Here is a 15,030-nt window from a genome sequence, read left to right on the forward strand (position 1 = left end):
GGTGCCGTCTCTCAAGTGCGTGAGATTGCGTTATGGATGGTATTTTCCTGCAGCAACTGGTCAACGGCCTGACCCTCGGGTCGGTCTATGGCCTGATCGCCATCGGCTACACAATGGTCTACGGCATCATCGGCATGATCAACTTCGCCCACGGCGAGGTTTACATGATTTCTGCTTACCTGGCGGCAATCAGTCTGGCTCTGCTGGCGTACTTCGGTATTGAATCCTTCCCGCTGTTGATGCTCGGCACACTGGTCTTCACCATCGTTGTCACGGGGGTGTATGGCTGGGTCATCGAACGTATCGCGTATAAACCGCTGCGCAACTCCACCCGGCTGGCACCGCTGATCAGCGCCATCGGTATTTCCCTGATCCTGCAAAACTATGCACAGATCAGCCAGGGCACTCGCCAACAAGGCGTTCCGACGCTGCTGACCGGCGCCTGGCGGATCGATATCGGAACCGGCTTCGTCCAGCTGACTTACACCAAGATCTTCATTCTGGTTGCAGCGTTCCTCGGGATGGCCCTGCTGACCTACGTCATCAAGTACACCAAGCTCGGCCGCATGTGTCGCGCCACCCAGCAAGACCGCAAAATGGCCTCGATCCTGGGGATCAACACCGACCGGGTGATTTCCTACGTGTTCATCATCGGTGCGGCCATGGCGGCGCTGGCGGGTGTGCTGATCACCATGAACTACGGCACCTTCGACTTCTATGCAGGCTTCGTCATCGGCATCAAAGCGTTCACCGCCGCGGTGCTGGGCGGTATCGGTTCGCTGCCCGGGGCCATGCTCGGCGGGATTATCCTGGGGATTTCCGAGTCGCTGTTTTCCGGCCTGATCAACTCGGACTACAAGGATGTGTTCAGCTTTTCGCTGCTGGTGCTTGTTCTGGTCTTTCGGCCTCAAGGCCTGCTTGGCCGTCCTCTTGTGTCGAAGGTGTAAGCGATGTCTTCAACCCATAAAAAATCGATCGATATCAAAAAAAGTGTGGTCGAAGCGATTCTTGCCGGCCTGATTGCGGTGATCGTGTTCGGCCCGATTGTTGGCGTCGTACTGGATGGCTACAGCTTCAACCTGGAACCCAAGCGGGTTGCCTGGATTGTGCTCGTGGTGATGCTCGGGCGTTTTGCGCTGAGCCTGTTCCTGCAAACCCCCAAGGGCCGGGTGATTCTGGAGGGCTTTGAAACCACCGGCTCCGGTGTGCACGTACAGGCACCGGACTACAAATCGCGACTGCGCTGGATCATCCCGCTGATGATCGTCATTGCCGTGGTGTTTCCGGTGTTCGCCAACTCCTACCTGCTGGGCGTTGTGATCCTCGGCCTGATCTACGTGTTGCTGGGCCTGGGCCTGAACATCGTGGTCGGCCTGGCCGGTCTGCTGGACCTCGGTTATGTGGCGTTTTACGCCATCGGCGCCTACGGCCTGGCACTGGGTTATCACTACCTTGGGCTGGGTTTCTGGACGGTACTGCCACTGGCGGCCATCACCGCCGGGCTGGCCGGTTGCATCCTGGGGTTTCCGGTGTTGCGCCTGCATGGCGACTACCTGGCTATCGTGACCCTGGGCTTCGGTGAAATCATTCGCCTGATCCTCAATAACTGGCTGTCCCTGACCGGTGGCCCGAACGGCATGGCAGCGCCGCTGCCAACCTTCTTCGGCCTGGAGTTCGGCAAGCGGGCGAAAGACGGCGGGGTGCCGTTCCATGAGTTTTTCGGGATCGCCTACAACCCCGACGTGAAGTTCTACTTCATCTACGCGGTGCTGTTTCTGGTGGTGCTGTTCGTGCTGCACGTCAAGCACCGCCTGACCCGCATGCCCGTGGGCCGCGCCTGGGAAGCGTTGCGTGAAGATGAAATCGCCTGCCGCGCCATGGGCCTGAACCATGTGCTGGTGAAACTCTCGGCGTTCACCCTGGGCGCATCGACTGCCGGCCTGGCCGGGGTGTTTTTTGCCACCTATCAGGGCTTCGTCAACCCGACCTCGTTCACCTTCTTCGAGTCGGCATTGATCCTCGCCATCGTGGTGCTCGGCGGCATGGGCTCGACCATCGGTGTGGTAATCGCCGCATTCGTGCTGACCGTTGCACCAGAGCTGCTGCGTGGCTTTGCCGAGTACCGGGTGTTGCTGTTCGGAGTTCTTATGGTGTTGATGATGATCTGGCGACCGCGCGGCCTGATTCGTATCAGCCGTACCGGTGTGACCCCACGCAAGGGAGTGGCGCCATGAGTAATGAAATCGTTCTGAAGGTCGAAAACCTGATGATGCACTTCGGCGGCATCAAGGCCCTGAGTGACGTCAGCCTGCAAGTCAAACGCAACTCGATTTTCGCCCTGATCGGCCCCAACGGAGCGGGCAAGACCACGGTGTTCAACTGCCTGACCGGTTTCTACAAGGCCTCCGGTGGGCATATCGAGTTGAACGCACGCGGCGAGAAAACCAACGTCATCAAAATGCTCGGGGAACCGTTCAAGGCGACTGACTTCGTGTCGCCCAAAAGCTTCGCCAGTCGGCTCTTCTACAAGATGTTCGGGGGGACGCACCTGATCAACCGTGCCGGGCTGGCACGGACTTTCCAGAACATTCGCCTGTTCAAGGAAATGTCGGTGCTGGAGAACCTGCTGGTGGCCCAACACATGTGGGTCAACCGCAACATGCTGGCCGGAGTCCTCAACACCAAGGGGTATCGAAAGGCTGAAAGCGATGCACTGGACCACGCCTTTTACTGGCTGGAAGTGGTGAATCTGGTGGACTGCGCCAACCGTCTGGCCGGTGAGTTGTCCTACGGCCAGCAACGGCGTCTGGAGATTGCCCGGGCCATGTGCACACGGCCGCAGATCATCTGCCTCGACGAACCGGCCGCTGGCCTCAACCCTCAGGAAACCGAAGCGCTGAGCGCGATGATCCGGCTGCTGCGTGACGAGCATGATCTGACCGTGGTGCTGATCGAACATGACATGGGCATGGTAATGAGCATTTCCGACCACATCGTGGTGCTGGACCACGGCAACGTGATCGCCGAGGGAGGGCCTGAAGCGATTCGCAACGATCCGAAAGTGATTGCCGCCTACCTGGGTGCCGACGAAGAGGAGGTGGTATGACTCAACCGATCCTCGAACTCAAGGAGCTGGACGTGTTCTACGGACCGATCCAGGCCCTGAAAAAGGTCTCGCTGCACATCAACGAAGGGGAAACCGTCAGCCTGATCGGCTCCAACGGCGCCGGCAAGTCGACCTTGCTGATGTCGATCTTCGGTCAGCCGCGCGCTGCCGACGGGCAGATCATCTACCGGGGCGTGGACATCACCCACAAGTCGTCCCACTACATCGCGTCTAACGGCATTGCGCAGTCGCCGGAAGGGCGGCGGGTGTTTCCTGACATGACCGTCGAGGAAAACCTGCTGATGGGCACTATCCCGATTGGCGACCAGTACGCCGTTGAAGACATGCAGCGCATGTTCGAGCTGTTCCCCCGGCTCAAGGAACGGCGAACTCAGCGAGCGATGACCATGTCTGGTGGGGAGCAGCAAATGCTCGCCATTGCCCGCGCCCTGATGAGCCGACCCAAGCTGCTGCTGCTCGACGAGCCGAGCCTGGGGTTGGCGCCGATTGTGGTGAAACAGATCTTCGCCACCCTGCGTGAACTGGCGGGCACCGGCATGACTATCTTCCTGGTCGAGCAGAACGCCAACCACGCGCTTCGGCTCTCGGATCGGGCGTATGTGATGGTCAACGGCGAGATCCGCCTCAGCGGCACCGGCAAGGAGTTGCTGGTGAACGAGGAGGTGCGTAACGCCTACCTGGGCGGGCACTGAGTTATTGTCGAGCTATCCACAGCCCCGGCGCGCAATCGCCGGGGCTTTTTTACGCCTCCAGAACACCACCAATCCCTGCGGGAGCAAGCCCGCTACCACAGGGACCTCGGTGAATTGTGGAAAACAATATTCGCAACCTGTTAAAGCGCGACATAAAGACGCTGCAATTGGCTGTTTTTACACAGCTTTGACTTGTCCCCGTTTGCTGTGGAGCTGGCTGTGGGTAACGTGGGAGCAACTGTCTACAGGCCTTGATTGGCGTGGTGTGTGGGGCGTCGGTTGTTTTTTGATCAGGTGTTTTTCCATGACCTTGAGCCGAGCTTGTCAACCTTTTTATTATCGGCGCTGCGCGGGTGAAAAGAGCATGGCAAGCCTGTGGATAAGTCTGTGGTTAAACTCTGGAAAGACTCGGGAAAGCGCCGTGGTTACTGGCGTGGAGCCATCGTTCATTTGACTGGTCGGTCGCGTCTGTCGGCGATGCCTGCACGCAGGGTGTGCCGGGTCAAGCAAAAAACTTTCAAATAGCCCCGCAAAGCCTTGTGGACAGTGCTTCTTGCGGTTTGGCACTTGCCCCCAAAGACTGTGGACGGGGTTGTGGATAAGGTGCGTGCAGGTGGCTGCAAGCCCCGGTGGGCAAGGCGCTGAATGATTTGAGCGTTTTTTGTACAGCTAGCAGGCTCGGTAACACCGGCCCGCCGCCGACAAAGGCCCGCGGCGCTCAATTGCCGAGCGCCAGTTGCCGCTGTTTGTCAGGCCGGGCATGCTGCCCGCTGAATGTTTATTTCAATGGCTGCGCATCAGCCCAAGTGAGGAGAACACGATGTCCAACACCCTGTTTATTACCGGCGCGACGTCCGGTTTTGGTGAAGCCTGTGCCCGCCGTTTTGCCGAGGCCGGCTGGAAACTGGTGCTGACAGGCCGTCGTGAGGAACGCCTCAATGCCCTGTGCGCCGAATTGTCGAAGCAGACCGAGGTCCATGGCCTGGTGCTCGATGTGCGTGACCGCAAGGCCATGGAAAACGCCATCGCGAACCTGCCGCCGTCCTTCACCACCCTGCGCGGGCTGATCAACAACGCGGGCCTGGCCCTGGGCGTGGACCCTGCGCCCAAGTGCGATCTGGACGACTGGGACACCATGGTCGACACCAACATCAAAGGCCTGATGTACAGCACTCGCTTGCTGTTGCCGCGCCTGATCGCCCACGGTCGTGGTGCCGGGATCATCAACCTCGGCTCCATCGCCGGCAACTACCCGTACCCGGGCAGCCACGTCTATGGCGCGAGCAAGGCCTTCGTCAAACAGTTCTCGCTGAACCTGCGTTGCGACCTGCAAGGCACGGGCGTACGGGTCAGCAACATCGAGCCGGGCCTGTGCGAAAGCGAGTTCTCGCTGGTGCGTTTCGCCGGTGACCAGGCCCGTTACGACGCGACCTACGCGGGTGCCGAGCCGATCCAGCCGCAGGACATCGCCGAAACGATCTTCTGGGTGCTCAATGCTCCGGCGCACATCAACATCAACAGCCTGGAACTGATGCCGGTGAGCCAGACCTGGGCTGGTTTTGCGATCGATCGCAGTAGCAAGGCGTAATTGTAGCGAGGGAGCTTGCTCCCGTTGGACTGCGCAGCAGTCCCATTCTTTTAGTGAGAGAGTGGGGTCGCTCCGCGACCCCACGGGAGCAAGCACCCTCGCCACACAATCGGGTTAAACAAGGCATAAGGTAGACTCTCCTCCCAACAACCCCACCGCACCCCGCGGTGTTCGAGGTTTTCAGAGGAGGCTACGTGAGTAACCGAGGTGAGCAGACACTGCTCAAACAATCGACGATTCTGATGTTCGCCGTGGCGATCGCCGGCATTGTCACGGGGTTTGTTTCCGGATCCCAATCCATCCTGTTCGATGGTTTCTTTTCGCTGATCGCGACCTTCATCAAGGTCCTGATGCTGATTACCGCCAAGCTGATTGCCAAGCAAAGCAACCAGCGCTTCCAGTTCGGCTATTGGCACCTGGAGCCGATGGTCCTGTTGATCGAAGGCAGCTTCCTGGTGCTGATTGCGATCTACGCCTTTCTCAACGGCGTGTTCGGCATCATTAACGGTGGCCGCGAGATCGAGTTGGGGCTGGTGATCATCTATGCGGCGGTGTTTACCGTGGTCGAGTTCGCCTATTTCTTCTACGTCCGTTACCGCAACCGTAAGTTGAAATCGTCGCTGATCCAGTTCGACAACATCAGTTGGCTGGTGGACGCGATGCTGTCGGTCGGCCTGTTGGTGAGCTTCCTCACGGCGTTGTTGCTCAAGACCCAGGGGTATGGCGAGTGGGCGGTTTACGTCGACCCGTTGATCCTGATTCTGCTGGCCCTGAGTATGCTTGCACCGGCGTTGAAGATTCTGAAGCCGGCGCTGCGCGATGTGCTGGGGATTGCCCCGGACCAACTCGACGACACGGTGCGTCAAGTGATGGACGAGGCCAAGGCCGAGCATGGCTTTGCCGACTACATCTCTTATGTACAGAAGCACGGGCGGGCGCGGTTCATCGAGATTCATGTGGTGTTGCCGGTCGACTACCAACTGGACAGCGTCGCCACGCTGGATGCGCTGCGTGACCAGATCTCGGCGAAGCTCGGCAAGCCGGATGCGGCGCGCTGGCTGACGATCAGCTTTACCGGTGATCGCAAGTGGATTGCGGGCTGAGTCGGTGACCTGTGGCGAGGGAGCTTGCTCCCGTTCGGGTGCGAAGCAGCCGCCTGCGGTGTGCCTGGAAAAATTAGGGGCTGCTGCGCAGCCCAGCGGGAGCAAGCTCCCTCGCCACAGGGTTAGCGTAGATATTCAACCAGGCCGCGATAGCAGGTCGCCAAGTGGTAAGGCGTGGTTGAAGGCATGTCGCGGCGGCTGACCGCGCCGTCGCGATCCAGGCATTCGTACCAGCCACCGGCATGCAGGAAGCGCTGCTGCAACGCACGCAACTGGCGTGCAACCAGCGCTTCGCTGTCCGGGCGCAGGGTCAGGGCACGCAGGTATTCGGCCTGGGCCCAGATACGCTGGGTTTCATCGCGAGGCCGACCGTCCAGGTTCGGGTCGAGCATGGCGCGCACGGCGCCGGTCTGGTCATTGACCCCTTGCTGCTCGGTCGCGCCGAAGGCACGGGTCAAGGAGGTGTGCAGCTTCGAGCCGCGCAGCAACGGCGACGACTCCAGCAGGAAAAACCACTCGAACTGGTGCCCAGGTTCGAACCAGTTGTCCTCGACCCCCAGCGGTTTTTCCATCATCACGCCGTCATCGGGGTGGATAAAGCGCTTGTACAGGCCATCGCACAGGGCGACGAGGGCGCTTTGCACGGCGGCATCCTCACGGACCGAGAGGGTCGCGAGGAAGGCTTCGGCCAGGTGCATCAAGGGATTCTGCAAGGGCCCGACATGGAGCGCCGACCAGTCGCGATCCAGGCTCGCCTCGTACAGCCCGGCATCAATCGCGAAGCGCTGGGCAATCACTTCCAGCGCGGCATTGAGCACCGACTCCACCAACGGCTCGCGTACCTTGCCCCAGTAATGGGCACAGGCGAACAGGATGAAGGCGTGGGTGTAGAGGTCTTTGCGCTGATCCAGCGGCGTGCCGTGGGCGTCGATGCTGTAGAACCAGCCGCCGTGTTCGGCATCGTGGAAATGCCGCTGCAAGGAGCGGAACAACGCGGCGGCGCGCTCTTCGGCGGCCGGCACTTCGCCGATCAGGCTGGAAAACAGGTACAGCTGCCGCGCGCAGGCCATGGCCCGGTAGCGTTGGGGCGGCAATGGCCGGTGTTCGGCGTCCAGCGCCTCATACGGCAGCGCCATGTCTGCGTTCCAGCCGGGGCCTTGCCAGAGCGGCACGATGACGTCCCGAAAATGTTGCTGCACCGTGGCGAACAGGGCGGTCAATTCAGGCTGGGGGGCGGAGCGGGGAACATGAGGCATTGGCTGGCGTCGTCACGGCAGGAGTGTTTGCGCGACATGGTAGCAGAGAGGTCGGCTTGAAAGACGGGGTGTCTGTCAGGCCGTCATCGCAAGCAAGCTCGCTCCCCACAGGGGAACGCATTCCAATGTGGGGAGCGAGCTTGCTCGCGATGAGGCCAGAACGGGCAATAAAGAATTCAGCCCGCGAGCAACCACACCCCGGTCGCCGCTGATGCTGCACCCGCCACTCGCACCAATGGCGCCGCCGCTTGCGGCAACACGCGCACCACCGCATAACCCGCTGCATGCAATACCGCTGTCGCAGCGACAAACCCGATCGCATAGGTCCAGGGGCTCGACATGTCCGGCAGCTCCAGGCCATGCGCCACGCCATGGAACAATGCAAACAGCGCGGTGGCGGCGATGGCCAGGCTCAACGGCGGCCGTACGGCCAGCGCCACGGCCAGGCCCAGGGCCAGCACCGACGCGGCAATCCCGCTTTCCAGCGCCGGCAGGTTCAAACCTTCAAACCCCAGCATTCCGCCGATCAGCATGGTGGCGACGAACGTACACGGCAGCGCCCAGCGTGCCGCGCCTTGTTGCTGGGCGGCCCACAACCCGACGGCGAGCATCGCCAGCAAATGGTCGAGCCCGCCAATCGGGTGGCTGATACCGGCCAGCAAACCGTTGTCGCCATGGCCGGGGTGGGCGAAGGCCAGTGCCGGTGTGAGCAGCAGGGTGGCGGCGAACAGGTGTTTGAGTGTCATGGATAAGCTTCCTTGTTGATAACCCGTGTGGATAAGTTTCAGGCGGCAGTCAGCAGCCCTTGACGCTCGATGAAGGCGATGATTTCCTCAAGCCCCTGGCCGGTTTTCTGATTGCTGAAGACAAACGGCTTGCCGTTGCGCATGCGTTGGGTGTCGCTGTCCATCAACGACAGTGATGCGCCCACCAGCGGCGCCAGGTCGATCTTGTTGATCACCAGCAGGTCGGATTTGCAGATCCCCGGCCCGCCCTTGCGCGGCAGCTTGTCGCCGGCCGAGACGTCGATCACGTAGATCGTCAGGTCCGAGAGCTCCGGGCTGAAGGTCGCCGACAGGTTGTCGCCGCCGGATTCCACCAGAATCAGGTCCAGCCCCGGAAAGCGCCGGTTCAGTTGATCCACGGCTTCGAGGTTGATCGAGGCGTCTTCGCGGATCGCCGTGTGCGGGCAGCCGCCGGTTTCCACGCCGATGATCCGCTCGGGGGCGAGGGCTTCGTTGCGCACCAGAAAGTCGGCGTCTTCGCGGGTATAGATGTCGTTGGTGACCACCGCCAGGTTGTAGCGATCACGCAGCGCCAGGCACAAGGCCAGGGTGAGGGCGGTTTTGCCGGAACCGACCGGGCCGCCGATGCCGACGCGCAGAGGTTGTGCGTTCATGTGATTCTCCAAAATAACAGGCCCTAGGAACGAAACAGGCGGCTGTACTGGCGCTCATGGGCCATGCACGCCAGGGACAGGCCGAAAGCGGCGCTGCCGTAATGGTCGGGGTCGATGCTTGAGGCGTTCTGCTGCGCCTGTTGCAGCAGCGGCAGCAGTTCGCTGGTGAGGCGTTGCGCGGCTTGCTGGCCCAGCGGCAGGGTTTTCATCAGCACGGCCAACTGGTTTTCCAGCCAGCTCCAGAGCCAGGCAGCCAATGCATCCTGCGGGCTGATTCGCCAGGCGCGAGCGGCCAGTGCCCAACCGAGGGCCAGATGGGGCTCGCCGCGTTGTGCGAGAAACGTACGGGCGGTGTCATCCAGTTCTGGCAAGCCGTTGAGCAGTTGTTGCAGGGAGTAGCCCATTTGTCGGCTCTCTTGATGCAACTCGCGGGTTTCGCGGCTGGCGCGGTGTTCTTCACCGCGTTGCAGCAACGCGGGCCAGTCTTCGTTGGCCGCGGCAGTGCAATGGGCTAGCAGCAGCGGCGCTTCGAAGCGCGCCAGGTTCAGCAGGAGTTGATCGCTGATCCAGCGCCTGGCGGAGGCCGTGTCGCTGACTCGGCCGTTGTCCACCGCCATTTCCAGCCCTTGTGAGTAGCTGTAGCCGCCAATCGGCAATTGTGGGCTGGCCAGGCGCAGCAGCGCCCAGGCTGGGTTCATAACCGCACGCCGAACTGGTGCAGTTTCGGCGGATAGTTGAAGTCTTCGTCGCCATGCCGTGAATGATGATGGCCGCCACCGTAAGCGCCGTGTTCCGGCTGGAACGGGGCTTCGATGCTGTCGGTGCGGGCGCCCAGTTGTTCGAGCATGGCTTTGAGCACGTAGTCGTCGAGCAGTCGCAGCCAACCGTCACCGACTTGCAGTGCAACGTGGCGGTTGCCCAGGTGATACGCGGCGCGGGTCAATTCGAAGGCATTGGCGCAGGTGACGTGCAGCAAGTGTTCGGGGCGGGCGCACACCCGCACCACGCGGCCGTCTTCGGCCTGTAGGCATTCGCCGTCATACAGCGGCGGCTGACCGCGCTCCAGAAACAACCCGACGTCTTCACCTTCGGCACTGAAACAGCGCAGGCGGCTTTTGCTGCGCGCCTCGAAGTTCAGGTGCAACTCGGCGGCCCAGAGGGGTTGAGGGTCGATTCTGCGATGAATCACCAACATCGGAAGGCTTCCTTGCAAAGGACAATGCTCAGGCTAGAGCAAGGGGCTTGCCAATCGGACGAGACGTAGGAAATCCCTGACAGAGCGCAGTGGATGTTTCAAGATGTTGCGAAAATATGGGCGGGTTTGGTGCGCGGTGGTTTTTCTGCGCACCCATTTGTTGCGGATCGCAATGATTGGCGTGACGCAGGGCGTGGGAACGATCAACCGTTTGCGTGGGAACGGTTACTCAGTGCTGCCCAGCCCTTGCCAGTGCTTGAGGCCGATAAAGATAAAACGCAGTTGCTGCGTGATCTTCACCTGGGGCGTCAGGTGTTCGGGCAAGGCTTCGGCGGGCGGATCGATGATGTCCGGCAGGGTTGCGAACACGCTTTTGACGATCAGGTCGGCCATGACGCTCAAACCGGCGAAATCGAGGTGTTGCAGCTTGGGCATCAGCGAGAGGTCGGCCGCAAGGTCGGAGCTGATGTTGTCGCGCAGCTTACCGATGGCCAGGCGCACGGGCAGCGAGCCGCCATATTGCTCGCGCGCCAGAAACAGGAATTGCGAGCGGTTGGCCGCAACCACGTCGAGGAAGATCCGCACCGAGGCGTCGATGATCCCGCCCATGACGAATTCATTGTGGCGCACCAGTCGGATGGTTTCGCGGAAGGTCTGGCCGACTTCGCTGACCAGTTCCAGCCCCAACTGATCCATATCGGCAAAGTGCCGGTAGAAACCGGTGGGCACGATACCCGCGGTTCTCGCCACTTCGCGCAGGCTTAGGCTGCCGAATCCACGTCCACCTTCCATCAGGTGGCGGGCAGCATCCATGAGGGCGTTGCGGGTCTGTTGTTTCTGTTCGGCGCGGGGCAGCATCGGGAGGCTGATTTCTGATCAAGGACAGCGGCGCACTCTAGCAAATCAGCTTTGCCGGCGTCGAACTTGCGTAGGGGCGATTGGGTGAAGAGGGCGCGGCTTATAGAAAGTCAAAGCCCGATCCAGGGATCGGGCTTTTTTCCAGGGCTACCATGGGCTCAGCTCACAGCGCTGTTGCGTTCGATCACACGGTCACCACCACCTTCGGCAACCACTTGGCCTTGTGGGGTACGGTCGTAGCCGTCTTCAACCAGGCCTTTCTCTTCGAGACGATCACGGCCACCTTCGGCGACGGTTTGACCTTGTGGGGTGCGGTCATAGCCATCTTCAACCAGGCCTTTTTGCTCGAGGCGATCGCGGCCACCTTCGGCGACGGTCTGACCTTGTGGGGTGCGGTCGTAGCCATCTTCAACCAGACCTTTCTGCTCGAGGCGATCACGGCCACCTTCAGCGACGGTTTGAGTGAGCACCGAGTGGCTGTCTTTGACTTGAGGGGTTGCTTGCTCGGCGGCTGGCAGGGCGAAGGCGTTGGCGGCCAGAATCGAGAGGGTCAGGCTAAGCAGTAATTGGCGTTTCATGATGGGTTGCTCCTTGGGAGGGCGATAAAGTGGGTACGGAGGCAATGCTACTCTCGATAAGTCGATATAAAAGTTCATAAAGACAATGGTAATAATCAACAGAATTGATTGTTCTGCGAAACGGCTCTAGAACGGGCGTTTCCGGTGAGTGGTTTTGTACCGAGGTGGGTATTTTCGACCCACTTGCGCATCGCAAATGTGCGGGGGCGGTAACGCAAAGTGGGCGAGTCGGTCAGCTTTCGGCTGGTTTTTTCGCCCGGATGGGGCATTGCAGTTAAACCTGTGGGCCATTTGCCAGTCGTAGTCTGCATAGTCGGCCAGTTTTTGGCCTACCGTTCATAGGTGCGTCGCAGGTCGGGCGCTCAGTTGTCATCAGGAGCCCTGTGCAATGACGCGCACTCGTAAAATTCTGGCCTGGACCCTCAGCAGTTTCATGGTGCTGCTGGCCCTGCTGGTTCTGCTCATCGTGTTTTTTGACTGGAACCGGATCAAACCCCCGCTCAATGCCAAGGTGTCCGAAGAGCTGCACCGTGCGTTCGCCATCAATGGCAACCTTGCCGTGGTCTGGCAGCGTGAGGCTGACGAAGGCGGTTGGCGGGCCTGGGTGCCGTGGCCGCACGTGGTGGCTGAAGACTTGAGCCTGGGCAACCCGGACTGGTCGAAACAGCCGCAAATGGTCACGCTCAAGCGGGTTGAACTGCGGATCTCACCGCTGGCCCCTGCTGGCGCAACGCGTGGTCATCCCGCGCATCGACCTGACGCAGCCCACGGCCGACCTCCAACGCCTGGCCGACGGTCGTGCCAACTGGACGTTCACGCTTGATCCCAAAGACCCGAACGCTGAACCGTCCAACTGGGTGGTGGACATCGGAGCGATCGGCTTCGACAAGGGCCACGTCACCCTTGACGACCAAAGCCTGAAAACCCGACTCGATCTGTTGATCGATCCGTTGGGCAAGCCGATTCCATTCAGCGACATCGTTGGCGATAAAGCGGCCAAAAAAGCCCTGGAGAAAGGCTCTGCCCCCCAGGATTACGCATTCGCGCTGAAGGTGAATGGTCAGTATCACGGCCAGAAACTCACGGGGCAGGGCAAGATCGGTGGCTTGCTGGCGTTGCAGGATGCGGCCAGGCCGTTCCCGTTGCAGGCACAAGCGAACATCGGCGACACCCGCATCGAACTGGCCGGCACCCTGACCGACCCGCTGAACCTTGGCGCACTGGACCTGCGGCTGAAACTGGCCGGTTCCAGCCTGGGTAACCTCTATCCCTTGACCGGCGTAACCCTGCCGGATTCGCCGTCGTATGCCACGGACGGTCACCTGATCGCCAAGCTGCATGAACCGGACGGTGCAACATTCCGTTATGAAGCGTTCAACGGCACCATCGGTGGCAGTGATATTCACGGCGACCTGGCGTATGTCGCCAGCCAGCCACGGCCCAGGCTCAGCGGCGCGCTGGTTTCCAATCAATTGTTGTTCGCCGACCTCGCGCCGCTGATCGGCGCCGACTCCAACGCGAGGCAAAAGGCCCGTGGCGGTGAAAGCAAGCAACCGGCGGACAAGGTGCTGCCGGTCGAGGCGTTTCGCACCGAGCGCTGGCGTGACATGGATGCCGATGTCGAGTTCACCGGCAAGCGTATTGTCCATAGCGAAAAACTGCCGTTCACGGACCTCTACACCCACATGGTGCTCAACGACGGTCAACTCAGCCTGGAGCCCCTGCGCTTTGGCGTGGCGGGCGGGAAACTGGAGGCACAGATTCGCCTCGACGGCCGCACCACGCCGCTGGAAGGCCGGGCCAAATTGACGGCTCGGGGTTTCAAGCTCAAGCAGTTGTTCCCGACCTTCGAACCGATGAAAACCAGCTTCGGAGAGCTCAATGGTGACGCCGACATTGCCGGCACTGGCAACTCGGTGGCGGCGTTGCTGGGCAGCGCCAAGGGTGACGTGAAGATGCTGATCAATGACGGGGCGATCAGCCGTGAATTGATGGAGTTGGCGGGGCTCAACGTCGGCAATTATGTGGTCGGCAAGATCTTTGGCGACAAGGACGTGAAGATCAACTGTGCGGCGGCAGACTTCGGGGTCAAGAGCGGTCTGGCGACCACCCGCCTGTTCGTGTTCGATACCGAGAACGCCATCATCTACATCGACGGCACGGCGAACATGGCCAGCGAGCAACTGGACCTGACCATCACGCCAGAATCCAAGGGCTGGCGGCTGATCTCCCTGCGTTCACCGCTGTATGTACGCGGCAAGTTCATCAAGCCGGAGGCGGGGGTGAAGGGGGTGCCATTGATGCTGCGCGGCGCCGGGATGGTTGCACTGGGCGTCATCGCCGGCCCGGCGGCGGGGCTGCTGGCGCTGGTCGCGCCGAGCGGTGGCGAGGCGAATCAATGCGCACCGTTGCTGGCACAAATGAAAGAAGGCAAGGCCCCGGTGACGGTCCAACCCACCCGGTAATGGGCTGTCTGTCGCGGCTCCATCGCGAGCAGGCTTGCTCCCACCTCTGATCTGCGGTGTTCAACAGGTCAAGGGAGGGAGCGAGCTTGCTCGCGATGGCCGCCATACAGGACTTACAAATCCTTCAGGATGTCCGCCATGTCATCGGCGTGCTCTTCTTCCTGGGCCAGGATGTCTTCGAAGATCCGTCGGGTGGTGGGGTCTTTTTCGCCGATGTACTGGATGATTTCGCGGTAGCTGTCGATGGCGATGCGTTCGGCCACCAGGTCTTCGTAGACCATTTCCCTGAGCGTACTGCCAGCCACGTATTGGGCGTGGGAGTTCTTGGACAGCAGGTCGGGGTTGAACTCCGGTTCGCCGCCCAACTGCACGATGCGCTCGGCCAGTTTGTCGGCGTGTTCGGCCTCCTGCGTGGCGTGTTCCAGGAACTCGTCGGCGGCCACGGCGGCTTTCAAGCCGTTGGCCATGAAATAGTGCCGTTTGTAGCGCAACACGCAGACCAGTTCGGTGGCCAGCGATTCGTTGAGCAGGCGCAGGACTTCCTTGCGATCAGCGCTGTAGCCTTCGGTCACGGCGCCATTCTCGACATGTTTGCGGGCGCGTTTGCGCAGGGTGCTTACATCTGACAATTGCAGGTCACTCATCTCGATCTCCTCGGGCTATCGACGGTTCTCCACGCTCTGTTGGCGTGATCGCTACTTAAGGTGTGAGTGAGGAACGCGACGAAAAGTTTTATCTAATTAGCCGCAAACGGTCAGGACTGCCCATG

Annotated in this window: 14 protein-coding genes and 1 pseudogene; 7 read left to right on the top strand and 8 right to left on the bottom strand. The window is 60.8% G+C overall.

Going from position 1 to position 15,030, the window contains the following annotated elements; all coding sequences use genetic code 11:
- Window positions 1-32 precede the first annotated feature (32 nt).
- From AABM54_RS03090 to AABM54_RS03115, 6 genes are all read left to right on the top strand, one after another.
- Window positions 33-947 carry a branched-chain amino acid ABC transporter permease LivH gene (locus AABM54_RS03090; RefSeq protein WP_347903663.1) on the top strand — a complete coding sequence of 305 codons (915 nt, stop codon included), beginning with the start codon at window positions 33-35 and terminating at the stop codon, window positions 945-947.
- A 3-nt stretch (window positions 948-950) separates the two neighbouring features.
- Complete coding sequence (gene livM, locus AABM54_RS03095; RefSeq protein ID WP_347903664.1) at window positions 951-2,234, top strand: high-affinity branched-chain amino acid ABC transporter permease LivM; 1,284 nt, start codon at window positions 951-953, stop codon at window positions 2,232-2,234.
- A complete protein-coding gene (locus tag AABM54_RS03100; protein ID WP_347903665.1) occupies window positions 2,231-3,106 on the top strand; it encodes an ATP-binding cassette domain-containing protein in 876 nt (291 codons plus the stop codon). Before livM ends, AABM54_RS03100 begins: the two co-directional genes overlap by 4 nt.
- A complete protein-coding gene (locus tag AABM54_RS03105) occupies window positions 3,103-3,819 on the top strand; it encodes an ABC transporter ATP-binding protein (RefSeq protein WP_347903695.1) in 717 nt (238 codons plus the stop codon). Before AABM54_RS03100 ends, AABM54_RS03105 begins: the two co-directional genes overlap by 4 nt.
- An 820-nt stretch (window positions 3,820-4,639) precedes the next feature.
- Entirely contained in the window at window positions 4,640-5,407 is a 768-nt protein-coding gene (locus AABM54_RS03110; RefSeq protein WP_347903717.1) for an SDR family oxidoreductase, read from the top strand.
- Window positions 5,408-5,601: 194 nt separating this feature from the next.
- Window positions 5,602-6,510 (top strand): cation diffusion facilitator family transporter, encoded by a 909-nt coding sequence (locus AABM54_RS03115; RefSeq protein ID WP_347903719.1) that lies wholly within the window; start codon window positions 5,602-5,604, stop codon window positions 6,508-6,510.
- Window positions 6,511-6,632: 122 nt separating this feature from the next.
- Here AABM54_RS03115 and AABM54_RS03120 read toward each other — a convergent pair whose 3' ends face one another.
- The 7 genes from AABM54_RS03120 to AABM54_RS03150 all read right to left on the bottom strand — a co-directional run bounded on the left by AABM54_RS03120 (window position 6,633) and on the right by AABM54_RS03150 (window position 11,796).
- Window positions 6,633-7,766 (bottom strand): AGE family epimerase/isomerase, encoded by a 1,134-nt coding sequence (locus AABM54_RS03120; RefSeq protein WP_347903720.1) that lies wholly within the window; start codon window positions 7,764-7,766, stop codon window positions 6,633-6,635.
- Window positions 7,767-7,942: 176 nt separating this feature from the next.
- Window positions 7,943-8,512 carry a HupE/UreJ family protein gene (locus tag AABM54_RS03125; protein WP_347903721.1) on the bottom strand — a complete coding sequence of 190 codons (570 nt, stop codon included), beginning with the start codon at window positions 8,510-8,512 and terminating at the stop codon, window positions 7,943-7,945.
- A gap of 38 nt (window positions 8,513-8,550) precedes the next feature.
- Window positions 8,551-9,165 (bottom strand): urease accessory protein UreG, encoded by a 615-nt coding sequence (ureG, locus tag AABM54_RS03130; protein ID WP_347903722.1) that lies wholly within the window; start codon window positions 9,163-9,165, stop codon window positions 8,551-8,553.
- Between the two features lie 23 nt (window positions 9,166-9,188).
- The gene (locus tag AABM54_RS03135; RefSeq protein ID WP_347903723.1) at window positions 9,189-9,863 is read right to left on the bottom strand and encodes an urease accessory protein UreF; all 675 of its coding nucleotides are present in this window, start codon (window positions 9,861-9,863) and stop codon (window positions 9,189-9,191) included.
- Window positions 9,860-10,360, bottom strand: a complete 501-nt coding sequence (gene ureE, locus AABM54_RS03140; RefSeq protein ID WP_347903724.1) for an urease accessory protein UreE — start codon at window positions 10,358-10,360, stop codon at window positions 9,860-9,862. The genes AABM54_RS03135 and ureE overlap by 4 nt, the downstream gene beginning before the upstream one ends.
- 225 nt (window positions 10,361-10,585) lie before the next feature.
- A complete protein-coding gene (locus AABM54_RS03145; protein WP_347903725.1) occupies window positions 10,586-11,218 on the bottom strand; it encodes a TetR family transcriptional regulator in 633 nt (210 codons plus the stop codon).
- A gap of 158 nt (window positions 11,219-11,376) precedes the next feature.
- The gene (locus AABM54_RS03150) at window positions 11,377-11,796 is read right to left on the bottom strand and encodes a hypothetical protein (RefSeq protein ID WP_347903726.1); all 420 of its coding nucleotides are present in this window, start codon (window positions 11,794-11,796) and stop codon (window positions 11,377-11,379) included.
- 388 nt (window positions 11,797-12,184) lie between these two features.
- On the opposite strand from AABM54_RS03150, the pseudogene AABM54_RS03155 reads away from it, so the two are divergent.
- Window positions 12,185-14,261, top strand: a pseudogene (locus AABM54_RS03155) (AsmA family protein).
- A gap of 113 nt (window positions 14,262-14,374) precedes the next feature.
- Here the strand turns inward: AABM54_RS03155 and AABM54_RS03160 are convergent.
- Window positions 14,375-14,905, bottom strand: coding sequence for a ferritin-like domain-containing protein (locus tag AABM54_RS03160; RefSeq protein WP_347903727.1), 531 nt, complete (start codon window positions 14,903-14,905; stop codon window positions 14,375-14,377).
- Window positions 14,906-15,030: the final 125 nt, after the last annotated feature.

Source organism: Pseudomonas purpurea (genome assembly GCF_039908635.1).
GTDB lineage: Bacteria > Pseudomonadota > Gammaproteobacteria > Pseudomonadales > Pseudomonadaceae > Aquipseudomonas > Aquipseudomonas purpurea.

Bases quoted from the DNA above. Each gene is read 5' to 3' on its own strand.
- AABM54_RS03125 (WP_347903721.1), bottom strand. From the start codon at position 8,512: ATGACACTCAAACACCTGTTCGCCGCCACCCTGCTGCTCACACCGGCA.
- AABM54_RS03090 (WP_347903663.1), top strand. From the start codon at position 33: ATGGATGGTATTTTCCTGCAGCAACTGGTCAACGGCCTGACCCTCGGG.
- AABM54_RS03160 (WP_347903727.1), bottom strand. From the start codon at position 14,905: ATGAGTGACCTGCAATTGTCAGATGTAAGCACCCTGCGCAAACGCGCC.
- AABM54_RS03110 (WP_347903717.1), top strand. From the start codon at position 4,640: ATGTCCAACACCCTGTTTATTACCGGCGCGACGTCCGGTTTTGGTGAA.
- AABM54_RS03145 (WP_347903725.1), bottom strand. From the start codon at position 11,218: ATGCTGCCCCGCGCCGAACAGAAACAACAGACCCGCAACGCCCTCATG.
- AABM54_RS03105 (WP_347903695.1), top strand. From the start codon at position 3,103: ATGACTCAACCGATCCTCGAACTCAAGGAGCTGGACGTGTTCTACGGA.
- AABM54_RS03150 (WP_347903726.1), bottom strand. From the start codon at position 11,796: ATGAAACGCCAATTACTGCTTAGCCTGACCCTCTCGATTCTGGCCGCC.
- AABM54_RS03120 (WP_347903720.1), bottom strand. From the start codon at position 7,766: ATGCCTCATGTTCCCCGCTCCGCCCCCCAGCCTGAATTGACCGCCCTG.
- ureG (WP_347903722.1), bottom strand. From the start codon at position 9,165: ATGAACGCACAACCTCTGCGCGTCGGCATCGGCGGCCCGGTCGGTTCC.
- AABM54_RS03100 (WP_347903665.1), top strand. From the start codon at position 2,231: ATGAGTAATGAAATCGTTCTGAAGGTCGAAAACCTGATGATGCACTTC.
- AABM54_RS03135 (WP_347903723.1), bottom strand. From the start codon at position 9,863: ATGAACCCAGCCTGGGCGCTGCTGCGCCTGGCCAGCCCACAATTGCCG.
- ureE (WP_347903724.1), bottom strand. From the start codon at position 10,360: ATGTTGGTGATTCATCGCAGAATCGACCCTCAACCCCTCTGGGCCGCC.
- livM (WP_347903664.1), top strand. From the start codon at position 951: ATGTCTTCAACCCATAAAAAATCGATCGATATCAAAAAAAGTGTGGTC.